The sequence below is a fragment of the Acinetobacter sp. TW_SC_4 genome (assembly GCF_054861205.1).
Window position 1 is genome coordinate 2,712,295 of sequence record NZ_CM142174.1, and the last position, 25,727, is coordinate 2,738,021.

Genomic DNA, 25,727 nt, shown 5'->3' on the forward strand with positions numbered 1-25,727 from the left:
TGATCCTTATAAATTCTGATCTCTGTAAAAGAAATGCATAAAAAAGCCATACCCGACACGAGGTCGGGTATGGCGATATGCATGCTGATTCAGATTATTGATTGTGAGTAGTAAGTAGAGAGAGTTACGTGTGTGCTGTACTCAGCGATTGTTGAGACTTGCGGGGTTAATGTTGGATGAATTACATGAGCTTAGGCTATCAAAGATAAAGCCTGTTCCAGTCCACGTTGCTTAAGACCTGCGCCTGCACCAAACCAAGCTGAATCAAGACGATGATCGGTACTCATGGCACGTCGTTCATGATCCACAAATTCTGTGATGGAACACAGTAAGCCATAAGCAGTGTCTTTGGCGGATGACAGGTCAGCACCACGTCCTTGCCCATTGAACATGTCCAAAGCTTTATTCATGGCACGACCATTTGGTTCAGGCTTTTTCTCTTGAGCTTGCTGTGCGACATTACGATAGAACTGAATGATGTTTTCTTCAGGATCGGAAATTGACATGGTGCTGTTGTTGAATACGGCATCAAAATAAGCTTTGGCTTCCTGCTGACTCACCTTACGCTGTGTGAGTTGTTTCATTTCATACATGTGCTCATCCCATGCACGAACTGAAATACCCAATTGTTGTTTCACTTTCTCTGCATCAAACTTGGTGCTATGTGGAACCTTCACTACACCTGCACTACTGCTCTGTCCACGTAGAGCAATGGCTAAGGTATTGTTACAGACCACTCGGATACTAGTGAACTGTGCTGTAGTTGCCAAAGTGCAATCACATGCAGTAGCCAGCAGAATATAGCCATTACTGACATCCTTAGCCTTTAATGCGGTACTTTGACCTGTACGCGCCAAAGCCCAGAACTTCTTCCCGCCTTTCAAAACCCCTGCGGTTTCTAGCTCAAAGCCGGATTGCTCAGTCAGATCCCGGTAGAACTCCAGAATTTCTTTAGGCTGAACTTCCTGATAACGCTGACTGACCACAGATAAAGGCGCATGTGTATCTGAACGATACAACACTCGCTGTTCTTCAAATGGCATGATAATGCTCTGACCACGTTCATTCTGTGCCATATAGCTGACGTTCGAGGATTCAATCCGCCAGTCCATCCCGGCTTGCTGTGCCCAGACTTCCAGTGGTTGTTTCGGACTCAGCTGATTGCCTAGACCATGCCAAGGGGTTTCGCCAACATAGGCGATTTGTTCGATTTGATGTGCCATCGTTCTTATCTCCTATGATAATTCAACGAAAATTCTGCTGACAGTGATTGCAGTGATAATAGGTCAGCGTGATCGGCTTTTTCGGCTCATCAAACATGCTGCTAAATAGACCACCAATGACCGCACCTGCAATACCACCAATGAATGGAGATACAGGCAGTGGCAAACTCTTTGAAATGGATGCACCAATGGTTGCGAACGATGCAGATGCGGCTAGACCTGTAGAATCAGATCCACTCACCTGCTGATTGACCACTTGAATGACTTGATTCGATAAGCAATAAGGGCAATTTAAACTCATAATATATACCTCTAGAAATGACAAAGGCTCACCGATGGGTAAGCCTTGCAAAGTTAAAAAACTCGTTTTCATCTAGATAATGTATATCTAAGATTATTTTCAATTCATTGAAATGTACGCATCTTGGCTTTGCATTTCACACGCAGATGTTGCGCATCTTTTTCAGGTCGTACTAAATAGCGCACAGCATTAACCATTTTTTCTACTTCAGTAGAATTATTTCTGTGGATTCGACCAATCCCTAAAATACCCAATTCCGTGTATTCTTGGATCTGCTCAGGATCATGACAGTTAAAAAAGTATCCTAACTTGCCTGTGATTTTCTGCCATGCCTTTCCAACTTGATGAGCAATACCCCATCCCTCCTGCTTTAAATGCCCATTAAAAAATAGTACCAGATGACAGTGATAACCCTTATCTACTCCTTGCTCTAATGCCCAAGCATAATCAATCAGAGCATTGAATGGCTTTTCCCGCTCGCTTATCTGCGCTCTTAGCTCTTTAACATCCTCATAAAAATCAGCAATGTTGATCAAGTGTTGGTACTTTTTAATGTAACCCAAATCAATGCGAACAACCTCTGTCCTCGCATACCGCTCTACAGCGCTCCTAGCTTTCCTTTCTAGCGATCGAATATTCCGTGTCTCATTTTCACGGTGACGTCTTAAAGCTTCTCGATGTTCAGATTGATACCCCTTAAAATATCGCTGATACTCAGCAAATGATTTTCTTTTAAGTTCTTCAATGAGTTCATCTAACCTTAGACCCGCAATGTCATTCTCTTCTAACCAATTACACCATGCATTGATATATCCGAAGTAGTCATAAGACCGTATGTACACTTGATCTAATTCCGTCAGAAGCTCAGCAAATTCTAAATAGAAATCATGCGGTCTACGATGAGCTCTAATCCATAGCTCAGTGACGACTTCAAGTTGGATAGTTAGTTTAGATTCATTAATTGGCTTACTCATGTTCAATACTCAATCTGGAAATAGCTCCATATGAGAGGGTTAAACTGTATGAATATAATTTTTAGGTTGAATCTAGTCAGGTATACAACTCTATGAATAGTCTAATGATTAGTCTCCATATAGATATATTTAGTTGTATTTAATTAGTTGTATTTAATAATCTTAATCAACCTGCGAAAATTGAACTATAGCTTTTAGATTTCCCTTGTGATACTCACCTAATTGAGCAGTCTTCAATGATCAAATTTGCTGAATCTCTTAATTATTAAGTCACTCCCAACATCTTTTGATAAAAAAAAGTTATGCGGTAAGTATTTAGGAAGACAAACGAAGGAATTTACTTGAATAACCTTTCCCGAATATATCCCCAACCCGTATACGAGTTTTCTCATCATACTATGTAGCTATAACTTTTTGCCTAAACATCAGCCTTAATATCATAAACTTATCAAACTACTTTAGACTAGGGATTGTAGAGAATGGGCTATTCTTTCTACTCTATTCTCTTGAATATCAGCTTGCTTATTCATATCCTCTTGAGATGAATTACCATTGATTTCATTTACGCTTTCTTTATTTTCAGATGGGCTCACTTCATTGTGTGGAGTGTTTTTTTCATCCGTTTTTTTGGTCATGTCTTTTCTAATTCTGCCTCTTAAAAATAGCTCTGGTCTTTTATGATTGCTATGTCTTGTATTTTTATATCCACTGAAATATTCATATGCAGTATAGAAATTCACAAGATCATTTATCAGCTGTGGAATAAGCTTGTCTCTTTTATTTACAATAAAATACTGAGGTCCGCCTTCTTTAAACCACAAACTAGGAATTACTCTCAAGTCCGGGAATTCTAGGGTATCTTTTTGCTTAGCAGTATACCTCTTAGTGAATTCCTTCCAATAGTTCTCGAATTCAAATTTCACATCTTCTACAACAGCCTCTGCACGAAGATAAAAAATAGCCGTACAGTCAATAGAGTAGTATCTCCCCTCAAGAAGAACAAAGTATCCAATAAAGGCATCTAAATATGCTCCTATACTCCTTGGAGCGCGTTTCGCTTTCTTTAGAAACTGAGTAATAATGATTTTTAAGCTACTAATATCCAATCGACTTTTACTGTTATCAATTTTAAAGCGTAGTAGAACTGTAGTTTCTTTAAAACTATTTTTTAAATAACGCCTTGCTGATATCGCGTTCTTTTGTGCCAACTTCTCCATGTAGCATAGTTTGCTTTGGGAAATTGAAATATTGCGTTGCTTCACTATCTCTAGCTCTTGTGCTATTAGATCCGTCATCTCAGCCAGATTTCTATCACGTAACTGATGTTTTAAAGATGACCTACTTAAATTTCTCTGAAGCAATGAAGTATTATAGATAGTCCAATTAGCTAACCCAGAAAAATTAATATCCCTACTATTCTCTAACAGAGCTAAATACATCCTGACCAGACTCGGCCATTTAGAAGGATTAGGGCTAATCGACAGTCTCGTAGCTAAATTGTCAATAGATCCACCCTCCAAATAAGCTAGGAACAAATTGACTCTTTGCAATATTTTTATTTGCCAGCTCTCTAATTCTTCAGAGTGTTGTAACTTTCCATAAAATTGATGAATGGATTTCGCATATTCAGGAGCATATTTAATTAAACCGGTGTCCTCCCAAACTGAGTTAAAGTCATATGACTTTTTCTCTAAGTCATCCTTTTCTTGTCTTTTTGACTTTTTCTTATCATTTCGATCTTTTAAACGACTATCAGCTTTTCTTGTAATTAGACGTATAGGCGTATCAACTAGTTCACTCTCAGCAGTATGGTTATCAGGACTAATAATCTTTCCCATTCCATAAAACAATCCCACAAACCACTTCAACATAAGAGCTAATTTTTTGCGATTAGGGAGTTTGAATTCTTTTATTTCTTTTACACCTAAGTGATCAAGAATTTGATCAATCGCAATAATTTCTGACCGAATAAAAGGAGTGATCTGACTACTACGAAAATATATCTTTAACTCACGATGTAATGACGCCTTGATTTGATTGGTATCTATTTTATGTGTTGAACTGTCTAGAATAAATCCAAGCATTAATCGGACTTCACCATTCAGCTCTATCTCACCTTTTACAAGGATAGATAACCAAGGTAAATCGGTTCCTGGCTCAAGATCATTTAACTCCTCTACTAATAATTGTATTTTTCTTTCGGCCGGAGCTGTAGCTATTATGTCATCTACTTGCCTAGTATGAATTAGATTTTCAATCTCCTTATCAGAAAAATCCTGTACCTGAAATTTCACTAACACAAGTGCTTGTCTAATTTTCTTAACGTCATGTAGCACATCCAAAATTTCATGGGCAATCTCATCACCTTTATCTTGATCGAAATTAAATTTGTAGTTCTTTTGCTTTTTTAAATACTCCTTATATTGAGTAATCGTTTCAAAGACATCTCCATGAGGAAAGTCTTCAACTTTCCACCTGTCAGATTGAATCTCACTTCTGAAGATACAAGATTTCTCTTTATCTAAAAAATTAATAAAAGCATGAATTTTTTCTGGCAACTTGTAATATGTAGTCGCTAGTCCCATAAGTGCAACGTCTATTACTAGACCATTATAAAATTCAACTATCTGCTTTTTTTTCGCCTCATTTTTTGAAAGGCAGGCATCTTCCCAGTCTACGTTGTCATAACCAATAAATTCTTCAACTAGCTCCAAACGCTCATACAGTTTTTCTAAAATTTCGATAGTTTCCCGAAATATCCCTTTTTGAATTTTCTTTTTTTGAGCACTTACAAGCCGATAGCTATCCGTATAGTAACGTTTCAAAAATCCAAAAATTTCTTTATCACCCAGTTTTTCTAATTGCCCAATTTCGGGGAGTTCACTAAAAACTTGTAGTTTTATCTCATTCATGATTTAAATATTCTAGATATTTTCTGATGAAAGTTGAAATTTAACACTTCAAACCCTTATGTTTCAAGCAACCAATTTTCTACTCAGAAAAATTAAAAACTGTTATACCCCATTCATATACTTTTAAACCCTATATCATAAAATTTAGCCCCTTATTTAAAAACTATTAAGACATCACACGTACTCAGGTTTTCGTTATTACGATGACAAAAAAATCACGCTAAAAAGCGTGATTCTGGAGAAATTTTTTAGTCATTTAATTCAGCCAATCCTTTACTTTTCCCCATACCACTCCATCAATCTTACCTGCTCATTCCAATATTGCACTCGGTTATATGCCGAGCGAATTCTGTTCTGTGACACATGGGCAAGCTGGCATTCAATAGCAGCTGGATTCCACAGATTCAATTCATTTACGACTGTACTGAATAGCGATCTAAAACCATGTATGTTTATTCAACCTGTATAAACTTAACGCTTTAGCCCTACCAAAATAAAATCACTTGAGCATCATTTTAAGTATGCCTTAATGTTTTAAAGCTTAGCCTTAGCTGCTTGTAACTGCTTTTTGAAAAATGCATTAGAATTCGGATTATAGAAAAAATCATGAATAAACACTCTTTCGTTCATTCCATACATTTTTTCTTCCACCAAGCACTCTATAGTTATACGTAGGAGCCTGTAAATTTCATAGACACGATCGTAGCAGTCAAATATAGTTTTTTCAGACACAGAGAAACCAAAGTCAGCTAATTTTTTTCTTGCTAGCTTGGCACATGAGATATCCGAATCTACGACATATTGAGGGGACTCTTTGAACAATGGCTTATCGAGATTATTACCTTTCTGAAGGATCAAATGCCATGCACCAATTAAGGCAATCCAATTAGCCAAGCTATCTGAGAAAATGGGATTATGTCCTAATCGCTCTTCAATATTTATAAGAAAATTTTTCAGATCATTCTTAGTCTTTAAAGTATGAAATCCCTTATATTCAATTCCCTTTAATGAATTAGCTTTCCCCCTAACCTTAATAGTAGCTGCTACTTTTTCATAATCTTCTAAAGCATTTAAGTTAATAGTCTGCTCTTCGAAGGAGTACTGTGCAATCAAGTTATTTTTAAAAACCTCAAATTCTAAAAATAACATTGCTCTATAGAAAAGTTTATTTAAAAAACTCTCATTAATGACTTTATTCTTTTTTTGATATTTAGCTAATATTAAAAAATTAAAATCTAGAAATTTACTAAGTACCCCTATAGTTATATTATCGTACTCAAAATATAGAACTTGACTAACAATTTTAAAAGCAGTAGCACTAGTAATTGATTGGATTGGAGTTTGGATTAATATTTCATTTAAATCTTGCTTATAATGATCTATTTTAAAACCTAATAACTCTACTTGTTGAATTAGGTAAGCACGATATTTTTCTTGCATTTGAACATAGATATCATCTTCAATTAATTCATCCTGTCCAAAAGTTAACTCAAAATCTATACCTATCAGTAACAAATGTTTGTAATGCTCCCTTATCAACACACCTTGAGACCTACGATAAGCCAATGAATCAATAGTAGCTAATAATTTACTATATATACTTAACTTCTCTTCTGAGAAGCTCTGCATGGCTGCAACATCATGAAAATACAAATAATCTAAAAGTCTGACTGTGCTATTTTGAAAATCGTTAAGTTTTGGCATAAATGTGTATTCTTAAAAAAGTTTGCCTTATTTCGGAATTATTACCCATTTCATCTTATTTACAATGATTTCAATTTATTTCATTGGTAATTATAAATGTCGTACCTGACATCCAAACAAGTGCGTGAAAGATTTAATATCAAAGCAGCTGCTACATTATGGAGATGGCAACAGCCAACCCAAAAAATGTTTGCAGAGCCATTCCCCCAACCAATAAAAGCAGTAAAGGGCTCTACAAGTCTTTGGGACAGAGAGCAAATAGAAACATGGGAAGCAAAATTTTTCAGAAATAATGAAAGCCTAACTAGTTAGGCTTTCCAATTTATCCCACCATTGCTTGTAAGCAATCGCCATTTCTTTCTGATAATCATGATAGTCATATGTTCCCTGTTCTCCTGGCATGGTATGACCAATCATTAACTCTGCAATATCACGCGATGTAAAACGACTAAAATGAGTACGAGCGGTACGTCTTAAATCATGCATAGACCAATGCTTCATTTCAACATCATAATGTCTTCTTGCATATTGCATGACATTATACGGTAGCTTACCCGGGCCATTTTGCCCATACATCTCTCTAGTCCCATTATTGACAAACATATAGATAGAATTATTTAGCTCCATAGCCTGCTGAATAAAAGGCTCAATTTCAGGCAAAATCGGTCTAAGAAGAGATCGCTTCGTATACTTACCTGTCTTATGGTTTTCAGGCGGCACAGTCCAAATCTTACGTTCGAAATCGAAATCCGATTTTTTCGCCATCCTCAACTCACTGTACCTATTCGCATAAAAGAGACATATTTTAATAAACAGCGCATTTTTCAATGCCATTCTAGATTCATCACAAATTTTCCAAATTAGTGCCACTTCATCATCTTCAAGAATTCGATCGACTTTATTCTTTTTAATATTAAGATCACGTTTGCCTGTTATATGGCGTATTGGGTTGTTATCAATAAGCCTACGGTTTACACCCCAATCCAAGCATTGCTTAGTATTGGTCAGCAATCGGTCTGTAATCGAAGCAGATTTTTCAAAATGATCTTCTAGTAACTCTAACCACATATGCAGTGTAATTTGATCTGCTGGCAGAGATCCATATTTAGGAAACACATACAACTCGAAGGATCGCAATTGTTGTTGTGCGTTTTTCTTATTCACCATGCAATATTTTTCATGCCATTCTAAATAGAGTTCCTCAAAAGTTATTGCATTCGTCACCTTATAAACTTCTAATTTTTTATATATTCTTGGATCATGTCCTGCCTCTAGAACACCTTTCATTTTTTGCGATTCTTGCCTAGCTTGCAATAAAGTCAGATTTGGGTAAGAACCCAAATCTAGGCGAGCTTGCTTACCCTCATATCTAAAACGCATTTGAAAAGTGATCTTACCTTTAGGTGAGACACGTACACTCAAGCCATCCCTATCGGGTTCGACATGTTGTTCAGCTCTAGCCTTACCTAAATTCTTTTTAAGCCATGTGTCTGTAAGTGGCATTTAACACCTGTGTACAAAATTTTAAAGAAGAAAAAATAACATAAAATATGTACACATTAATGTACACAAAACTTCTGAATAAACTTAATGCAACTTGAAATACCATGCAATGGGTATCAAAATAAATTTAATTAAAATACTGTAAACTATGGAAATATTAGATTTATTTTAGAGGCTTTTGAAATGAGTTGAAATAAGATGAGTTATAGTGTGTTATTTGGGTGGGAAATAATGGCGAATGTACGTCGCTGAGCGACCTGCGCCGCTAACTCATCTTTAAAACTCATGGAAAGTACCTACTGCAGAACCGCAGTGCTCAAGATCAAATACGATCAATATGAAAAATTGACGATATTGTAGCAGATTTCTAAAGCCAATAAGCAGCCCTATAAACTGGAGAAATCGTAGTTTCCCATTCTCTTTTTAGGTTGAACTGATATTTTTTTTGACTCGTTTATTTAGCAGATTGAATTCACTACTCAATCTAAAAATTATAAATCGATAACCACATAAATTTTATAATTTACAATTGATTAGTTTAATAACAAAAAATTCTAAATAGTGATTTACTGAATTTAAGAAACAAAGGTCCTAGCTTCAAGTTGCTCAACATCCATCGGTTTACCCAGCAGATAGCCCTGCATCTGCTGACAGCCCAAACGGGTCAAAATTTCCGCTTGCTGCACAGTCTCAATTCCTTCAGCCGTTACTTTCAGGTCGAGTTTAATGGCCAGCTGAATAATACTTTCCAGAATCATTTCTTCCTTGGAACCTGCACTCAGATCCTGAATAAATTCCTTGTCAATTTTTAACTCATCGACAGGCAGGTTTTTTAAATACAGAAAGCTGGAATGCCCAGTACCAAAATCATCAATCGCTAGCTGGATGCCCATTTGACGCAGCTGCTACAAAGTCCGGATACTCGAATCAATATGATGCATGGCAGTCGATTCAGTAATCTCAATCATCAAATGTTGAAGATCAATTTTATATTGATTCAGAAGTTGCTCCAGCGTACTGATCAGATGCTTATGCTCAAACTGAATTGCAGATAAATTGACTCCGATCGGGAAAAAATCAGCATGATCAGCTTCCCAAAGCTGAATCTGTTTACAGGCCTGCTCTAAAGCCCAGTAGCCCATCGGAATAATCAGACCAGTTTTTTCTGCCCCCGGAATAAACATATTTGAACCCAGCAAACCATGCAATGGGTGCTTCCAGCGGATTAGCGCTTCTACACCACAGATCTGCTCATCATGGGTAAATTTTGGCTGATAAACCAAGATAAATTGCTGCTCTTCTACTGCTTTATACAGATCATTGATCAGTTTGCTCTGGCTTTTGCTTTCATGCTGATCGGTCGAGAAATTAAAAACAGAATAGGTATTCCGTCCCTGATACTTGGAAGTCAACATGGCGGCATCTGCATTGATCAGCAGATCCTGCAGATTCTGACCATGCTTCGGATACATGGTGATCCCGATACTGCCCGAGATATTAATGGTCTTGCCACTGATCTGGAAACTTTCCTGAATCAGTTCCAGAATCTTTTCTGATATTTTCGAGGCCTGTTCTACTGAAGTATTTTCTAGCACCAGCAGAAATTCATCACCACCGATGCGCAGCAGTTTGGAATCATCTCCCAGAATTTGATGAATACGATAAGCCAGCTGAATCAGTAGCTGGTCTCCAACGTGATGGCCAAATACATCATTCACGGCTTTAAAGCGATCTAGGTCAATGTATAGAAAAGCGATTTCATGCTGGGCATCTTGCTGCCGGTCAGAAAATAGCAATTGTGCATATTTGACCAGATATAATCGGTTTGGCAGTTTGGTGAGATTATCCTGAATCGCCTGATTCGCCAGCTCTTTATTGGCCAGCATCAGCTGACGGTTACGTGATTCAAAGCGTAACTCCAGCATGGCTACACCAAATGCAGTCACCAGTACCAGACAACTAATCAGGATGACTGAAAATAACAAGTCATAATGGGAATGACTGATCTGGCTCAATGGATGGGCATCTTCATAAAAACTGAGTGCCGCCATACCCGTATAATGCATCCCGACAATGGTCAACGTAAGCATACTCGCGACCACGAGCTTCATCCGGATCGTACTTTGTACTGCCTGTCGATATTTGAATGCCACCCAGAAGCTGAGTCCCGCTCCACTCGTTGCAATCAGGATCGAACAGATCATTAATAAAGGGTGATAGGTAGTCACATGATTTTTAACATTCAGGCCCAGCATCCCCACATAGTACATTCCTGACATGCCTAGCCCCATCAGAACAGCACCTAGAATCAGACGGGCACAAGGCAAGGTTTTACGGGTGGTGAGCCAGATGGCAAAGGTTGCTCCTACAAACCCAATCATATAAGAACTTAAGGTGAGTGCAGTATCGATATCATAAGCATCAGGAAAATGAGCTGCCGTCATGCCGACATAATGCATTCCCCAGATCGCCAGTCCCAGCAAGCCACCGCTAAACAGTAAAATAAGGGTTTTCAACCTTAGCGACACATTACGAAATAGAATCTGCTCAAGCGTAAGCGTCAAATAGCAGGCAATAAATGCCACAGCCATCGATCCAATAAGCAGACTGACATCATGATGAGCATGAATCATATAAAATGTTCCATCTGGGCGATCATTTTTATTTTATTGCGCAGCTGTATTCGCACGATTCCCCGCTAAATTTACGCCCTATAAAAAATAAAATACTCTTTTCAGAGTTCATCCCGGCTGCTTCAAACTTGAAGCTATATACAAAATTTATTGCAATATTTTTATCTCTTCAGTAGCTGGAGTGGAGTTTAAAATTGCCCTGAATCGATAAAATAAAAAATTCAGCTTATATATTAGAAGTCTTTGAGATTTTATCAATTGATTAACTTTAATATTCCAGCTTTTTTATTCGACATAAATCACAAATTTTTCTTTTTTATTTAGTTACATAGCACTTTATATTTAATTGATATTGCATTTTATTTGCACAAAAAAACAGCCTATCGAGATAGGCTGTTTTTAGAAATCATATTATTTTATGTGAAAGTTACTGTTTAGACTGTGCTTGAGCATAGTCAGCCAAGACATGCGCGGCTTCCAGTACAAAAGCTTCTTCTTCCGGTAATGCTGGACGCTCTTTGGCTTTCATTTTTGCTCGAGCTTCAACCATGGCATCCAGAGAAGCCTGATAACTTTCCCAGTTCGGATAAGGTTTCAGGCCGGTTGCAGCACGGCGGGCATTTTCAGCTTCTAAAGCTTTACGCTCGATATCCAGCAACTCAGCTTTACGCTGTTCCAGATCCAGAACTACACGTTTTTGGTCTTCGACTTTTTTCATGGCCGCTGTACGCTGTTCCAGATACTTGAATTGAGGGTTCTGAGCGACACGCTGTTGAGATAACTTGGCCAGTTCCGGTACATATTTCTGTACCACACCTTCACGTTTAAATGGTGCAGTTGGAATCGTATCCCACTCTAGGGCATTTTTAGCCTTACGTTCACCAAATTCTTCGTTATAGATATCGACCAGTTTGATATCCGGAATCACGCCCTTATTTTGGGTACTACCACCGGTCACACGGTAGAATTTACGCTGAGTCAGCGTTGCTTGACCATGCGCCAAGCTATCCAGCTGAACCTGTGCAGTTCCTTTACCTGTTGTGGTACTACCAATCACGATGCCGCGTTCATAATCCTGAATTGCTGCTGAATAAATTTCACTTGCAGATGCAGAAGCCAGGTTCACCATTACTGCCAATGGGCCAGCATAGGTTTGTGCGCCGCCATCATCATCTTCAAAGACGCTGACATTACCGTTACCATCACGAATCTGAACTACAGGACCCGATTTGATGACCTGTCCCAGCATGCGTGCCACTTCTTCAAGTGAACCACCCGGGTTATTGCGTAAGTCCACAATAATACCGGCAACATTCTTCGCAGCCAGTTCTTTCAAAGCTTTATTGGTATCTTCTGATACTGAACGATAGTCGGTACCCGCACGACGGGCACGATAGTTCAGATAGAAAGATGGAATTTCAATCACACCGTACTGATATTTTTTACCATCACGCTGGATTTCAACGGTACGGGTTCTAACCCCGGCATCTTCTTCCTGAATCACATCACGTACAAGACTGACATTACGCGCCTGTCCCATGGTCGCACCCGGGCCTAATAACTTCAGCGTTACTTTGGTGCCGCGCTTACCACGAATCAGGCCAACAATTTCATTGCTCGGCCAGCCGATTACATCGACCATCTGTTCGCCGTCTTGAGCAACGCCAACAATACGGTCACCTGATTTTACCTGTCCTGATTTGCTGGCAGGCCCACCTTCTACAATGGTTTCAATCTTGGTGTAATCTTCATTACCACGTTCCGGACGAATCGACACCCCAATCCCTTCCAGCTGCAATGTAGTCTGACGGTTCAGCTCCATCGCATCTACAGGCGGGAAATAATTACTGTGCGGATCATAAGTCAGCATCATCGCGTTGAGGGTTTTGTCCAGTACATCATCGCTCTTGATCCGGCTAAGACGTTCTAACTGACGGGTATAACGCTTAGTCAGAGTTTGAGCAGGTGTTAAATCTTCCGGCCCAGTCAGATCCTGGCCATTTGCCAGTTCTGGATTGGCTTTGAGTGCATTCTGCTTAGCTTGCTCTTCTTCCTTACTGATCGTCAGGTTAATCAGCTGAGAAAGCAGCATTTTTGACCAGTGAGCACGTTGTTCAGCCTGAGTTTTAAAGAATGGCGCTTTTTCGCGATCCGTTTCGATATATACATTCTTCTGATTCAGGTTTTGCGGTTTTTTCAGTTCTTCCAGCATAAAGGTATAGAACTGGGCTAAACGCTCACGATACTGTGCATGAATTTCATAAGGGCCAGACAAATTACCAGCTTTCAGATTGGCACCGAAAGTAGCGCCATAGCGTTTTTTATAATCTTCTATTTCAGATGCCAGAAAAAGACTGTGATCTGCATCCAGACTGTCAATATAAAAATCAAAGATACGCTGTGAAGTCTGAGCATCCAGACGCATATTCAAATAATGTTGGCGATCAACGAGAGTTGCCAGTTGTCGGGATACCAATGCCTGTTCTTGAGAAGGTTGAAGCACTGCTTTGCTGACTACTTCTTTACCATCAGCTGCAATTGCATCATTCACCACATGGGTAAAAAATAATCCGCCTGTCGCAATCGCAACTGCACAAGCTATTGTTTGAAATTTCATAAATAATTCGTACTTCCTTGGCCTCAAGACCAATTTGACCGTGTTGCTTTTCGAGCAGAACTTAAAGTATTCAGCATCTTAAACAACTTAATATGTTTATGTCGTGTAGTTTTATCATATTCTGTGCTGACAAAGTGTAGCAAATCATTGCAGAATTCAGGTATTGTTTTCCCCGAAAATTCTAAAATGGATTCCGCATATGATTGGCGCATTGATGCTCGACATCGCAGGCACTACCCTTACTCAAGAAGATATTGAACTCTTGGGTGCACCACAAGTCGGTGGTGTGATTTTATTCGGTCGCAATATTGAATCTCCTGCCCAAGTCCGTGCCTTGACTGATCATATGCGCCAGGTTCGTCCAGATATTCTGATTGCAGTGGATCAGGAAGGTGGCCGTGTACAGCGCCTGAAACAGGGCTTTACCCTGCTGCCTGCTACGGGTAAATTTGGTGAGCTTTACCAGACTGATCGTGAAAAAGCACTGGAACTGGCCGAGAAATGTGGCTGGTTAATGGCCACCGAAGTACTGGCTGTCGGAATTGACTTTAGTTTTGCGCCTGTGCTGGATCTGAATGATATTAGTGATGTGATTGGCGACCGTAGCTTTGCTAAAAATATTCAGGATATTATTCCACTGGCTGGTGCTTTCCTGAAAGGTATGAAACGTGCTGGTATGGCTTCGACTGGCAAACATTTCCCGGGACATGGTTCGGTTAAGGCCGATTCGCATGTGGCCGCTGCCATTGATATGCGCAGCTATGAAGAAATCCAGCAAAAGGATATGCAGACTTTTATCCAGTTACAATCACAACTCGATGCGCTTATGCCTGCCCATGTTATCTATAGTCAGGTTGATCCAAATCCAGCCGGTTTCTCAGAATTCTGGATTCAGAAAGTGTTACGTCAAGAACTTGGCTTCGACGGCGTACTGTTCTCGGATGATTTAAGCATGCAGGCTGCCTGTGTGGCTGGCGGTGCTGATGCCCGGATTCAGGCGGCATTAAAAGCAGGTTGTGATATGGGATTGGTCTGTAATGATCGCGCAGCACAGTGTATTGCACTTGAGGGTATTCAGGATCTGCTATTGCCCAATCAGCACCGCCTGGAACGCATGCGCGGAAAAATTCCAGAGATTCGGATCGGCACTGAACTGGATCTTGGAGATGAATGGCGCCAGATCCGTGATGAAATCAGCCAGTTTAAAGATCAGGTTCTGTAATTTTTTAATGATCTGAATACGACAAAGGAACACGACAAGGTGTTCCTTTTTTATTATCATGTTGAAAAGACTGCTATATTAATGAGCAGCATTGAATTAAAACAACAATAAGGTCAGGACGACATGACAGAATCTCTTTCACAACATCGCCATATTTCTTTTACTGCACACTATACTGGCTATATCTGGTACAAAATGGGGATTTCACATCCGGTATTTGCTACCTCTAAAGGTAAATTCCTTGCCAAACTGGTTCATCCACTGGAGTCATGGGCTGAACGTCATGTAGGCGGCAGTATGCGCACCACCCTGAAACAGCGTCATCAAATGATTGACGAACACCTAGGTCAGTTAATTAGTGAATATCCTCAATTACAGGTACTGGAAATTGCCAGTGGCTTATCCCCACGCAGCTGGAATTTTAGACAGAAATTTCCCGGGATTAATTATCGGGAGCTGGATCTGCCCGATATGGCTAGGATCAAAACCAATGCTTTGCAGCAGATTGATCAGGATGCCCCGGAAGTATTGAGTGCCGATATTTTTAGTGCAGAACTGGCGAATATTTTTAAAGTCTTTGACCCGCAGCAACCTCTCGTTATTATTAGTGAAGGCCTGATCAATTACTTTGATCAAAAAATGCTGTTTACTTTACTCAAAGGCATTACCGAATATGGTCAAGACTTTAGTGAAGTGCATTATCTCAGTGATATTTATCCTGAACCGGTCAAAAATAAACTGGCGAGCTTTATCTGGGCCTGCAGCCGTCTGCTGAAATTCATGTCACGCAGTGCGTTTACCTTTCATTTTAAATCACCTCAAGAACTACAGCAGTTTTTTCAGCAAGCTGGGTTTATGCAGGTGGAGGTCGAACAACCAAAACGTTATTTTGCAGAGCCTCGACAGCAGAATCCTCATTATGAACAGGATGAACATCTAGGCGATTTGGTCTGGATGATTCATGCAGTGAAAAAAAACAGCGTTTAATTACGCTGTTTTTTTATGAATTCTATTGTTTAGATGACTGCATCGAATACTTCAGCCTGTTGAAGGGCTTTCTCTTTCTGGACAAAGCGTAGTAAACGCTCTGCCACATCAAAACTGCCATGCTTGAACAAAGCACGTAACTGAGTATCATCATGTTCGAAGATCAAACATTCGATCTTGAATTCGCCTTCTTCATCTTCCAGATACAAAGCCAGATCACGTGGATATGCAGCTGCCAGATCGGTTAATCCAGGTTCCAATTCCAGCAATACCCCAAAGAAATTCATATCAATAATTTCTGCCTTGAGTACCAGATCAGAATGACGATGACTTAAATAACGCTGTGGATCCTGAACCGTAATCCGCTCTTCACCGCGCCGTTCGATCTGCTGCATCTGTTCACGGGTGAACGGGATAATACCTTCGAGCTGATCAACCGGTTCATCACGCAAGAAAGTTGCAAACAAATGCATGGTTTCTTTACGGCGCTGTAACTGAGGCACATGATCTGCAGAAGCAATCTGCACATACTGCATGTTTGGACATTGCAGGGCAAAATTGGCATTCTCATGTGGCAAGGTAAAGCTGTCATATTGCCCACAAGCCACCAAAACTTTGCATTGAGGAATCGGTACATTGGTCAGTCTTAAAAGACGGTTACAGTTGATATCATAGCGGTCCTGCTCAGTGGCAGTAAACTCGGACATCTGCTTAAAGAACAACCGTTTTGCTGTTGGCGACATACGGGTTTCTTTTAAACGTGCATGATTGACCAGATACAGAATCACCGCTTGGCCGAATTCATCCATGCGCTGTTCTTTCATTAAATGCAGAGATTCTTCCAGCAGCATGCGCCAGCTTTTGCGGGTCTTTTGCATCACACCCATCAAAATCATACGGTCTACCAGTTCAGGGCGCTGATCCGCCAGACAGGAAGCCACCACTGAACCCAGAGACATTCCCAGAATAGCCACCTTAGGCAATTGCATCTGATCCAGCCATTGGCCTAGCATCGCGGCCAGATCTTCGAGTTCAAGTGTTCCTGCAGATAAGCCGGTATCAACGTTAGTAATTTGCTGGTTGGCCCCCATGGAAGGTAAATCAATTAAAATAATAGGTCCCGCATCAAATAACTGTTCTACACAATATTTGTAAGAATTAAAGTTCTGAAAAGCTCCCCCAATAATCACCATTGGGCGCATATGCAAAGTATCAGGACGCGCAATGGCCATATACTCGATTTTCCAGCCATCGATCCATGTCGTACGTGCTGGTTGCTTGAAACTGTGCTTATCATAAAGATCAAAAAAACCATAATGGCTATGTTGGTCCAATGCCTGGGCATCCATCTGGATAATGGAATTCATATTCCTTTCCTCCGTCCTTGCCTTATTTTTATTGTGCAAGTCATTATTTACAGATCTTATGCTTCAGGATTATTCCGATTATCCTGAACACGCATCCTGCGCTGTAGTAATTATATCAATGACATCTATGTCGCTACATTTCATTCTATACAGAGCGGCTTTTCACAAGCAACTGATTCGACAACCACTTATCTGCTTTTAAAGATAAAACAATTTCAAAATGTTTAGAAACAGTGAAAAGCTTATGATTTTTAAGTGATGGGCTTCATTGTCCGGCATCAGACTGTTAATATCAAAGTGAAATTTCTAAGTGATTGAACCGCTATGCAAGAGTCTATTGAACAATACATGCAAACGGTAGGACAGCAGGCACGCCAGGCTTCTCGCATTTTGGCTCGTGCGTCTACCCAAACTAAAAACAGCGCATTGTCAGCAATTTATACCGCTTTAGAAAACAGTCAGGCCGCTATTCTGGCTGCCAACCAGATTGATATGAATAAAGCTCACCAGAACAATCTGGACAGTGCCCTGCTTGATCGCTTAGAACTCAACCCCGCACGCTTTAAAGGTATGTTACAGGGCCTGAAAGATGTGATCAGCCTGAAAGATCCAATTGGTGAAATTACCGATATGGCTTACCGTCCTACAGGCATTCAGCTTGGCAAGATGCGTGTGCCTTTAGGCGTAGTGGGCATGATTTATGAATCACGTCCCAATGTAACTCTGGAAGCTGCTTCACTGGCATTGAAATCCGGAAATGCGATTATTCTGCGTGGCGGTTCAGAAGCTTTGGAATCTAACCAGGCCATTGCAACTGCCATCCAGCATGGCTTGAAAGTAGCAGGTTTGCCTGAAGCGTCAGTTCAGGTGATTAACACAACTGACCGTGCTGCGGTTGGCCAGCTGATTACCCTGACTGAATTTGTCGATGTGATTGTACCGCGTGGTGGCAAAGGCTTAATTGAGCGCATTACTGAAGAGGCACGTGTGCCTGTGATTAAACATCTGGACGGGAATTGTCATGTTTATGTTGAAGCACAGGCTGATCTGCTCAAAGCACTGCCCATTGCTTTAAATGCCAAAACCCATCGTTATGGCGTATGTAATGCCATGGAAACTTTGCTGGTTGATGAGAAAGTTGCAGAAGACTTCTTGCCTCGAATTGCTGAGCTGTATCAGGAAAAACAGGTAGAGCTTCGTGGTTGTCGTGAAACCCAGCGTATCTTGGGCAATCAGGTAGTCGCAGCAACAGAGGAAGATTGGTACACCGAATATCTAGGTCCGATTCTGGCAGTTAAAATCGTATCAGGTGTTGAGGAAGCTATTGAACATATCAATAAATATGGCTCGCATCATACCGATTCAATTATTACGGAAAATTACAGCATCGCTCGCGAATTTTTAGCTGGTGTAGATTCGAGTTCAGTCATGATCAATGCTTCTACCCGTTTTGCTGATGGTTTTGAATATGGTTTGGGTGCGGAAATCGGCATTTCGACAGATAAAATTCATGCCCGTGGCCCGGTTGGCTTAGAAGGCCTGACTTCCCAGAAATGGGTAGTCTTCGGTGATGGTCAGATTCGTCAGTAAATAGATAATAAAATCGGCCTTGTTCGCAAGGCTGATTTTTATGCATTGAGTTGATAAAAGACATGTTCAAGTAAATATGCAACCTTTATAAAATTGCATATAATTTCTTCATATCCATACCTAAAAGATAGAATAAATAAACATTATTTTTAAGAAATATAAGCTACAGTTTGATAGATCATTTTTTAACAGTATTTTATTTATAAATGAAAACTATGAACTGATAAATTTTAATTATTATTGTCGCTATGGTCGATAATGCTTAAGTCTAATCGGCTAAAGTCTATCTAGGACAGTAAAAAAACCCATGTTAAAACATGATCACAGACCTATCTTGTGTCGCTTTTGCCAGCAGACAGGTCAACGAAATGGATGAGAATTTTAATTAGAATCGGGTAAACAATCGTGTCTAAATCAGTATTAGTTATTAATTGTGGCTCTTCTTCAATCAAGTTTGCCCTATTGCTTGAAGAACAGAATTTCCGTATTCACGGCTTAGCTGAGAACTTAGGCACAGAAAATGCCCGTATTAAAGGTGTGACTGTCGGTAATGAACCCGTCGATATTCATATTCCTTTTGCAGATCATAAGAAAGCGCTAGAAGTAGGTTTAGAGCGTCTAGCGAATTACAAGCCGGATGCCATTGGTCACCGTGTGGTACATGGCGGCAGCCTGACCAAGGCAGAACTGATTACTGACGAGATTATTGAAAAAATTCGCGAAGCAACTCCACTTGCGCCTTTACACAATCCGGCTCACCTGATCGGAATCGAAGCGACTAAACGTTTATTCCCAGATTTGCCACAAGTCGCAGTATTCGACACAGCTTTCCATCAAACCATGCCGGCACATGCTTACCGTTATGCCCTGCCTAAATTCCTTTATACCGAATATGGCGTACGTCGTTATGGTTTCCATGGTACCAGCCATGCTTATGTATCAGATCGCGGTTCTGAACTTGCGGGCAGCTTCAAACAAGGTGGCTGGTTAACAGCGCATCTCGGTAATGGTAGTTCGACCTGTGCCGTATGGAATGGCCAAAGTGTAGATACATCAATGGGTCTGACGCCACTTGAAGGTGTGGTGATGGGTACCCGTAGTGGCGATGTCGATCCAAGTTTGCATAGCTTCCTGGCTGCAAACTTAGGCTGGGATGTATATAAAATTGACAAGATGCTCAACAAAGAAAGTGGCTTGCTTGGTTTATCTGACAATCTGTCTAATGACATGCGTACTTTGATTGAAGCCTCAGAACAAGGCAATGAAGATGCGACTCTTGCGATTGAAGTATTCTGCTACCGTCTGGCGAAATCTTTAGCTGCTTTAAGCTGTGGTCTGCCACGTATTGATGGTCTGTTTTTTACCGGTGGTATTGGTGAAAACTCGGCGTATATTCGTGAAAAAACCATGGTTTATTTACCACATTTCGGTTTCAACCTGGATAAAGACGCTAATAGCAGTTTGAAGCGCGGCACTGAAGGCCGGATCGATAACGGTACAGGCCCACAAATCTGGGTAGTTCCGACTGATGAAGAAGGCCGAATCGCAAAAGAAACTCATTATGTGGTAGAGCATGAAGTGGAGCAAGCTACTGCAAAAAAGTCTGAACCTGAAGCTGCGCTTGCATAAGCAAGCCCGGTTCCCTTTTACCTAATTTCTATTATTGCGCGACTGATATTACTTATGAAAACGATTTTATTGGTGCCGACCGGGGAAGGCGTCGGCTTAACTTCAGCCTGTTTAGGTTTGGTATATGCTTTAGAATGCCAAGGGGTAAAAGCAGGTTTTGTGAAACCTTTTTCACAGGAAAAAAGCCAGGAAACAGATCGCACTACAGCACTCTATCGTCATTTATCCCAAAGTGAAACTGTTGAACCGATTGCTTATGAAAGCCTGATTCAACGCTTTAATCTGGGTGAAACAGATGAATTGCTTGAAGATGCAGTACGCCTGCATCGTGAGATTGCCAAAAATCACGACCTGATTATTGTTGAAGGTTTGGTACCAAATAGCCGCGATACCTTTGCGCCAAGCTTTAATGCAGCCTTGGCGCAGGCACTAGATGCCAAAGTCATCATTGTCAGCAATGCTGATATCAACCAGCCTGAAGTGGCAGCTGAAAAAGTTGAAAGCCAATTACGTTATTTAGGTGGTTCCTCTTCTACCCGTATGGCTGGCGTATTGTTTATGCGCACCAAAGGCTTACCAGAAGATTCTGCACAGATCCCGGTGACTATTGATCCCGGTTTACGCCTGATCAGTGATACCAACAAATTTATAGCAGCTATTCAGAAAACCCATGCCCATATTGGTTCTGAAAAGCTTCCAGTCATTGGTCTGGTTCCATTCAGCAATACTTTAAGTGTGCCACGTATTTCTGACCTAGCAGCACATATTTCAGCAGACTGGGTCAATCTGGGTGAAGCAAAGCAGCGCCGTGTTTTACACAGCAGTTTAATTGCGTCCAATATTGAACATGAATTACATAAATTCGTGGCTGGCGAACTGATTATCAGTGCATCAGACCGGATTGATGTCTTGCTGGCAAGTAGCCTGGCGAGCAGCAATGGCATTCCATTGGCAGGTTTGGTGCTGACTGAACATTATGAGCCAAATTCGACTGTATTGGAGTTCTGCCAGACAGCGATTAAACATGGTCTGCCTATTCTGCATACGCCACTCAGCACTTTTGAAACTGCCCAAAGTCTAGCCAATTTAAGCAATGAAATTCCATGTGATGATACTGAACGTGCTGAACAGGTCACTCGTTTTGTGTCCAGTCATTTAAATGAAGAATGGATTGCACAGCTAATTAATGGTTCTTACAAGCCACGTCTGTCTCCTTCTGCATTCCGTCATGAGCTAGTACAAAAGTCGATTACTGCGAAAAAACGTATTGTGCTTCCGGAAGGTGATGAGCCACGTACCATTCAGGCGGCTGCGATCTGTCAATCTCGCGGGATTGCGCACTGTATCTTGCTGGCAAAACCGGAAGAAGTGGTTGAAGTTGCCAAAGCACGTAATATTGACTTACCGCACGATCTTGAAATTATTGATCCCGACCTGATTCGCGAGAATTATGTCGAAAAAATGGTTGAACTGCGTAAAGGCAAAATCAACGAATTGCAGGCACGTGAACAGCTACAGGATACTGTCGTACTCGGTACTATGATGCTGGCACTTGATCAGGTGGATGGTCTGGTTTCTGGTGCAGTACATACCACAGCAAATACCGTTCGTCCTGCTTTCCAGTTGATCAAGACAGCACCTGAATATTCATTAGTCTCTTCTGTATTCTTTATGCTGCTGCCAGATGAAGTCTATGTCTATGGTGACTGTGCGATTAATCCAGATCCGGATGCCGAACAACTGGCTGAAATTGCAATTCAGTCTGCTGACTCTGCAAAAGCCTTTGGCATTGATCCACGTATTGCTATGATTTCTTACTCTACCGGGACTTCAGGCACAGGTGCAGACGTAGAAAAAGTCGCGAAAGCGACTGAGATTGCTAAACAGCGTCGTCCTGATCTGTTGATTGATGGTCCACTGCAATACGATGCCGCTTCAGTTGAAAGTGTGGGCCGTCAGAAAGCACCTGACTCACAAGTGGCTGGTCGTGCCAATGTGTTTATCTTCCCTGACCTAAATACCGGTAACACCACTTATAAAGCAGTACAACGTGCGGCAAATGTCGTAAGTGTCGGTCCGATGCTACAGGGTTTGAACAAGCCGGTGAATGACCTGTCACGTGGTGCGCTGGTCGATGACATTGTGTTTACCATTGCTTTAACTGCGATTCAGGCAGATCAGCAAGCTAATTAATTTTCTTTAACACTCACAACCATCCGGTCAAAAGATCGGGTGGTTTTTTAGTGATCTATTTAACAAACTTTCTCAATAATCATTGAAGGAGCTATAATCTACAGATTGTCTAGCTCAAAAAATTATGCAGGTTCTTAATCCGCGCTATGAGTAAATAAAATTAAAATAAAAATATTGATGACACAAAAGAAATGCCAGCCGATCGGGCTGGCATTTACCACTTTAACAGATCAGATTTGCCTATTTTAAACTTACATCCAGTTTGAGTATTTAAGCCAAACCAGAATAAGTCAGGCAACGATCATACTTATACCGTGGTCCATTCTTTGTGCACATCTTCTGCTGTTTTATTCAAGATCACGCTGTCATCTTTCACTTCGCTTACCCAGCTAATCGGAATCAGATGATGCTCATTATTCTCGTCATCACTTCTTGTCAATTTAATCTTGTCCTGACCTTCTAAATGATCCACTTTACCAACTTGAGTACCATCTGAAGCAATTACTGAAGCATGTTCTTTGATGTCATTTGTATTAAAGTTACTCATTACAATTGCCCTATTTATAGAAGTTGAGAGACCTCAGTTTAAGCCCTAAAAAATTGGCTGTGTGTAAGGGTTTTCAGGCTTTGGGTTTTTCTAGGTTAATAATGTAATGAAGAAAAATAACTGTGTCACAGGCATGTTGTGGCAAGACCAAGATGATTGAAATATTGTTTTTTTTATTAAGGTAATTTGAAGATTTGAAGATTTGAAGATTTGAAGATTTGAAGATTTGAAGATTTGAAGATTTGAAGATTTGAAGATTTGAAGATTTGAAGATTTGAAGATTTGAAGATTTGAAGATTTGAAGATAGGCTAATTTTTTAGCTCTTAAAATGTAAAAAAGAAGATAAAGCTTAAGCTTGATCTTCTTTCTGGCCGTAGAACCAAGTAGCAGCGATATAAAGACTAAAAGCAATTACCATCAATACACTAGTCAGGGTCATAAAGAAAACTCATCATTCATTTGATAAGCGCATTATGTAAAAGTTTTATGACAGTTATATGACAATGATGAAATTTCCATAATTTTAATTAATTAATAAAAATCATATATTTATAATAAATTTAATTATATTCAAATAAACTTTAAGCTGAAATATGACAGTAAATATGACAAAAACCGGTCATTTTTAACCAATCTTTCAGCCAAAGTAATATGCCTTATTGCTTAAACTATAAACTTTTGGCCAATGTCCCTGCAAAACGCCCACAACCAGATTCATTTGTCTTATAATTTAGCCCGCTAGCTAACAGCCCGCTCAAGAGATATTTGTATGACAACTATTATCAAGCAAGATGACTTGATCACATCGGTTAAAGATGCGCTTCAGTTCATTTCTTACTATCATCCACAAGACTTCATCCAAGCGATGAGCCGTGCGTACGACCGTGAAGAGAACAAAGCTGCGAAAGATGCGATCGCGCAAATCTTAATTAACTCACGCATGTGTGCAGAAGGCCACCGCCCTATCTGCCAGGATACTGGTATCGTCAACGTATTTGTTGAAGTGGGCATGGATGTTAAATTTGATTTAACCATGAGCCTGGACGATGCGATCAACGAAGGTGTACGTCAAGGTTATCTTGAAAACTCTAACGTGCTTCGTGCATCTGTACTGGCTGACCCTGCTTTTGGCCGTAAGAACACCAAAGACAACACGCCTGCTGTGATCTATCACAAACTTGTTCCAGGTAACAAAGTAGACATCACTGTTGCTGCTAAGGGTGGCGGTTCAGAAAATAAATCTAAACTGGCAATGTTGAACCCGTCTGACTCAATCGTAGATTGGGTACTGAAAACTGTTCCAACTATGGGTGCAGGCTGGTGTCCTCCTGGTATGCTGGGTATCGGTATTGGTGGTACTGCTGAAAAAGCCATGATGCTTGCAAAAGAAGCATTGATGGAAGAGATCAACATGGACGAATTGCTGCGTCGTGGTCCACAAAACAAACTTGAAGAACTTCGTATCGAAATCTTCGAGAAAGTAAACGCATTGGGCATTGGTGCTCAAGGTCTTGGCGGTTTAACCACTGTTCTAGACATCAAGATCAAAGATTATCCTTGTCACGCTGCGGGCAAACCAGTCGGCATGATCCCGAACTGTGCTGCAACCCGTCACGCACATTTCACGCTTGATGGTTCAGGTGTTGCGCATATTCAAGCACCAAGCCTTGAAGACTACCCATCAGTCACTTGGGATTCCTCATCTTCTAAACGTGTTGACCTAGACAACATTACCCAAGAAGAAATGAACTCTTGGAAACCAGGTGATACATTACTTCTTAACGGTACGATCTATACTGGCCGTGACGCTGCACACAAACGTATGGTAGACATGCTGAACAACGGTGAAGAACTTCCTGTTGATCTGAAAGGCAAATTTATCTACTACGTAGGCCCTGTTGATCCAGTAGGTGACGAAGTTGTAGGCCCTGCAGGTCCAACAACTGCGACTCGTATGGATAAATTCACTCGTCAGGTATTAGAAGCAACTGGTCTTTACGGCATGATCGGTAAAGCGGACCGTGGTCCTGCTGCTGTTGAAGCAATTAAAGACAACAAAGCAACTTACCTCATGGCGGTTGGTGGTGCTGCATACCTCGTATCTAAAGCAATCCGTGAAGCTGAAGTGGTTGCATTTGCTGATCTGGGTATGGAAGCGATCTACAAGTTCGTAGTGAAAGATATGCCTGTTTCTGTTGCAGTTGACGTAAATGGTACATCTGTACACGCGACTGCTCCAAAAATCTGGCAAGCGAAAATTGGCAAGATTCCAGTAGTTGACGCTGCTGCAGGCTAATTTAAGCTGCATGAAAAAAGCACCCTTA

16 protein-coding genes and 3 pseudogenes are annotated in these 25,727 nt (G+C 40.6%); 7 read left to right on the forward strand and 12 right to left on the reverse strand.

Features of this window, described 5'->3' with window-relative positions; translation table 11 throughout:
* Positions 1-191: 191 nt before the first annotated feature.
* The 6 genes and pseudogenes from ACWM1W_RS13285 to ACWM1W_RS13310 all read right to left on the reverse strand — a co-directional run bounded on the left by ACWM1W_RS13285 (position 192) and on the right by ACWM1W_RS13310 (position 7,114).
* On the reverse strand, positions 192-1,223 hold the full coding sequence (locus ACWM1W_RS13285; RefSeq protein ID WP_448765125.1) for a DUF932 domain-containing protein: 1,032 nt from the start codon (positions 1,221-1,223) through the stop codon (positions 192-194).
* Between the two features lie 22 nt (positions 1,224-1,245).
* Positions 1,246-1,524 carry a hypothetical protein gene (locus ACWM1W_RS13290; protein WP_448765126.1) on the reverse strand — a complete coding sequence of 93 codons (279 nt, stop codon included), beginning with the start codon at positions 1,522-1,524 and terminating at the stop codon, positions 1,246-1,248.
* Between the two features lie 104 nt (positions 1,525-1,628).
* Positions 1,629-2,498, reverse strand: a complete 870-nt coding sequence (locus tag ACWM1W_RS13295) for a YagK/YfjJ domain-containing protein (RefSeq protein ID WP_048882503.1) — start codon at positions 2,496-2,498, stop codon at positions 1,629-1,631.
* 458 nt (positions 2,499-2,956) lie between these two features.
* Positions 2,957-5,410: a hypothetical protein gene (locus ACWM1W_RS13300; RefSeq protein ID WP_448765127.1), complete on the reverse strand. Its 2,454-nt coding sequence runs from the start codon at positions 5,408-5,410 to the stop codon at positions 2,957-2,959.
* A gap of 273 nt (positions 5,411-5,683) precedes the next feature.
* Positions 5,684-5,857 (reverse strand): annotated as a pseudogene (locus tag ACWM1W_RS13305) (tyrosine-type recombinase/integrase); the annotation flags it as partial.
* A gap of 87 nt (positions 5,858-5,944) precedes the next feature.
* Positions 5,945-7,114, reverse strand: coding sequence for a hypothetical protein (locus tag ACWM1W_RS13310; protein ID WP_448765128.1), 1,170 nt, complete (start codon positions 7,112-7,114; stop codon positions 5,945-5,947).
* 96 nt (positions 7,115-7,210) lie between these two features.
* On the opposite strand from ACWM1W_RS13310, the gene ACWM1W_RS13315 reads away from it, so the two are divergent.
* Entirely contained in the window at positions 7,211-7,426 is a 216-nt protein-coding gene (locus ACWM1W_RS13315; protein ID WP_448765129.1) for a hypothetical protein, read from the forward strand.
* On the opposite strand, the gene ACWM1W_RS13320 is transcribed toward ACWM1W_RS13315, so the two are convergent.
* The 4 genes and pseudogenes from ACWM1W_RS13320 to ACWM1W_RS13335 form a co-directional block, all read right to left on the reverse strand.
* The gene (locus ACWM1W_RS13320) at positions 7,415-8,617 is read right to left on the reverse strand and encodes a tyrosine-type recombinase/integrase (RefSeq protein ID WP_448765130.1); all 1,203 of its coding nucleotides are present in this window, start codon (positions 8,615-8,617) and stop codon (positions 7,415-7,417) included. The two genes, ACWM1W_RS13315 and ACWM1W_RS13320, sit on opposite strands and share 12 nt — an antisense overlap.
* A gap of 215 nt (positions 8,618-8,832) precedes the next feature.
* Positions 8,833-8,904 (reverse strand): annotated as a pseudogene (locus ACWM1W_RS13325) (hypothetical protein); the annotation flags it as partial.
* A 288-nt stretch (positions 8,905-9,192) separates the two neighbouring features.
* A pseudogene (locus tag ACWM1W_RS13330) lies at positions 9,193-11,250 on the reverse strand (bifunctional diguanylate cyclase/phosphodiesterase).
* Between the two features lie 427 nt (positions 11,251-11,677).
* Positions 11,678-13,867: a carboxy terminal-processing peptidase gene (locus ACWM1W_RS13335; RefSeq protein ID WP_005232197.1), complete on the reverse strand. Its 2,190-nt coding sequence runs from the start codon at positions 13,865-13,867 to the stop codon at positions 11,678-11,680.
* A gap of 199 nt (positions 13,868-14,066) precedes the next feature.
* Between ACWM1W_RS13335 and nagZ the strand changes: the two genes are divergently transcribed.
* A complete protein-coding gene (nagZ, locus tag ACWM1W_RS13340) occupies positions 14,067-15,089 on the forward strand; it encodes a beta-N-acetylhexosaminidase (protein WP_312307678.1) in 1,023 nt (340 codons plus the stop codon).
* Positions 15,090-15,212: 123 nt separating this feature from the next.
* Positions 15,213-16,076, forward strand: a complete 864-nt coding sequence (locus ACWM1W_RS13345) for a class I SAM-dependent methyltransferase (RefSeq protein WP_005232201.1) — start codon at positions 15,213-15,215, stop codon at positions 16,074-16,076.
* Between the two features lie 29 nt (positions 16,077-16,105).
* On the opposite strand, the gene ACWM1W_RS13350 is transcribed toward ACWM1W_RS13345, so the two are convergent.
* Positions 16,106-17,443: an alpha/beta fold hydrolase gene (locus ACWM1W_RS13350; RefSeq protein ID WP_034169889.1), complete on the reverse strand. Its 1,338-nt coding sequence runs from the start codon at positions 17,441-17,443 to the stop codon at positions 16,106-16,108.
* Between the two features lie 324 nt (positions 17,444-17,767).
* Between ACWM1W_RS13350 and ACWM1W_RS13355 the strand changes: the two genes are divergently transcribed.
* The 3 genes from ACWM1W_RS13355 to pta all read left to right on the forward strand — a co-directional run bounded on the left by ACWM1W_RS13355 (position 17,768) and on the right by pta (position 22,855).
* On the forward strand, positions 17,768-19,033 hold the full coding sequence (locus tag ACWM1W_RS13355) for a glutamate-5-semialdehyde dehydrogenase (RefSeq protein ID WP_005232205.1): 1,266 nt from the start codon (positions 17,768-17,770) through the stop codon (positions 19,031-19,033).
* Between the two features lie 405 nt (positions 19,034-19,438).
* Positions 19,439-20,662: an acetate/propionate family kinase gene (locus tag ACWM1W_RS13360; protein ID WP_005232206.1), complete on the forward strand. Its 1,224-nt coding sequence runs from the start codon at positions 19,439-19,441 to the stop codon at positions 20,660-20,662.
* 54 nt (positions 20,663-20,716) lie between these two features.
* Entirely contained in the window at positions 20,717-22,855 is a 2,139-nt protein-coding gene (gene pta, locus ACWM1W_RS13365) for a phosphate acetyltransferase (RefSeq protein WP_312307680.1), read from the forward strand.
* Positions 22,856-23,162: 307 nt separating this feature from the next.
* Here the strand turns inward: pta and ACWM1W_RS13370 are convergent, their stop codons facing one another.
* Positions 23,163-23,402 (reverse strand): DUF2171 domain-containing protein, encoded by a 240-nt coding sequence (locus tag ACWM1W_RS13370; RefSeq protein ID WP_004781996.1) that lies wholly within the window; start codon positions 23,400-23,402, stop codon positions 23,163-23,165.
* 770 nt (positions 23,403-24,172) lie between these two features.
* Here ACWM1W_RS13370 and ACWM1W_RS13375 point away from each other — a divergent pair.
* Complete coding sequence (locus ACWM1W_RS13375; protein ID WP_005232211.1) at positions 24,173-25,699, forward strand: fumarate hydratase; 1,527 nt, start codon at positions 24,173-24,175, stop codon at positions 25,697-25,699.
* Positions 25,700-25,727 lie beyond the last annotated feature (28 nt).

Excerpts from the sequence above, each read along its gene's own strand:
- ACWM1W_RS13300 (WP_448765127.1), bottom strand. The coding sequence starts at position 5,410 with ATGAATGAGATAAAACTACAAGTTTTTAGTGAACTCCCCGAAATTGGG.
- ACWM1W_RS13295 (WP_048882503.1), bottom strand. The coding sequence starts at position 2,498 with ATGAGTAAGCCAATTAATGAATCTAAACTAACTATCCAACTTGAAGTC.
- nagZ (WP_312307678.1), top strand. The coding sequence starts at position 14,067 with ATGATTGGCGCATTGATGCTCGACATCGCAGGCACTACCCTTACTCAA.
- ACWM1W_RS13290 (WP_448765126.1), bottom strand. The coding sequence starts at position 1,524 with ATGAGTTTAAATTGCCCTTATTGCTTATCGAATCAAGTCATTCAAGTG.
- ACWM1W_RS13315 (WP_448765129.1), top strand. The coding sequence starts at position 7,211 with ATGTCGTACCTGACATCCAAACAAGTGCGTGAAAGATTTAATATCAAA.
- ACWM1W_RS13345 (WP_005232201.1), top strand. The coding sequence starts at position 15,213 with ATGACAGAATCTCTTTCACAACATCGCCATATTTCTTTTACTGCACAC.
- ACWM1W_RS13375 (WP_005232211.1), top strand. The coding sequence starts at position 24,173 with ATGACAACTATTATCAAGCAAGATGACTTGATCACATCGGTTAAAGAT.
- ACWM1W_RS13285 (WP_448765125.1), bottom strand. The coding sequence starts at position 1,223 with ATGGCACATCAAATCGAACAAATCGCCTATGTTGGCGAAACCCCTTGG.
- ACWM1W_RS13320 (WP_448765130.1), bottom strand. The coding sequence starts at position 8,617 with ATGCCACTTACAGACACATGGCTTAAAAAGAATTTAGGTAAGGCTAGA.
- ACWM1W_RS13355 (WP_005232205.1), top strand. The coding sequence starts at position 17,768 with ATGCAAGAGTCTATTGAACAATACATGCAAACGGTAGGACAGCAGGCA.
- ACWM1W_RS13310 (WP_448765128.1), bottom strand. The coding sequence starts at position 7,114 with ATGCCAAAACTTAACGATTTTCAAAATAGCACAGTCAGACTTTTAGAT.
- pta (WP_312307680.1), top strand. The coding sequence starts at position 20,717 with ATGAAAACGATTTTATTGGTGCCGACCGGGGAAGGCGTCGGCTTAACT.
- ACWM1W_RS13370 (WP_004781996.1), bottom strand. The coding sequence starts at position 23,402 with ATGAGTAACTTTAATACAAATGACATCAAAGAACATGCTTCAGTAATT.
- ACWM1W_RS13335 (WP_005232197.1), bottom strand. The coding sequence starts at position 13,867 with ATGAAATTTCAAACAATAGCTTGTGCAGTTGCGATTGCGACAGGCGGA.
- ACWM1W_RS13350 (WP_034169889.1), bottom strand. The coding sequence starts at position 17,443 with ATGAATTCCATTATCCAGATGGATGCCCAGGCATTGGACCAACATAGC.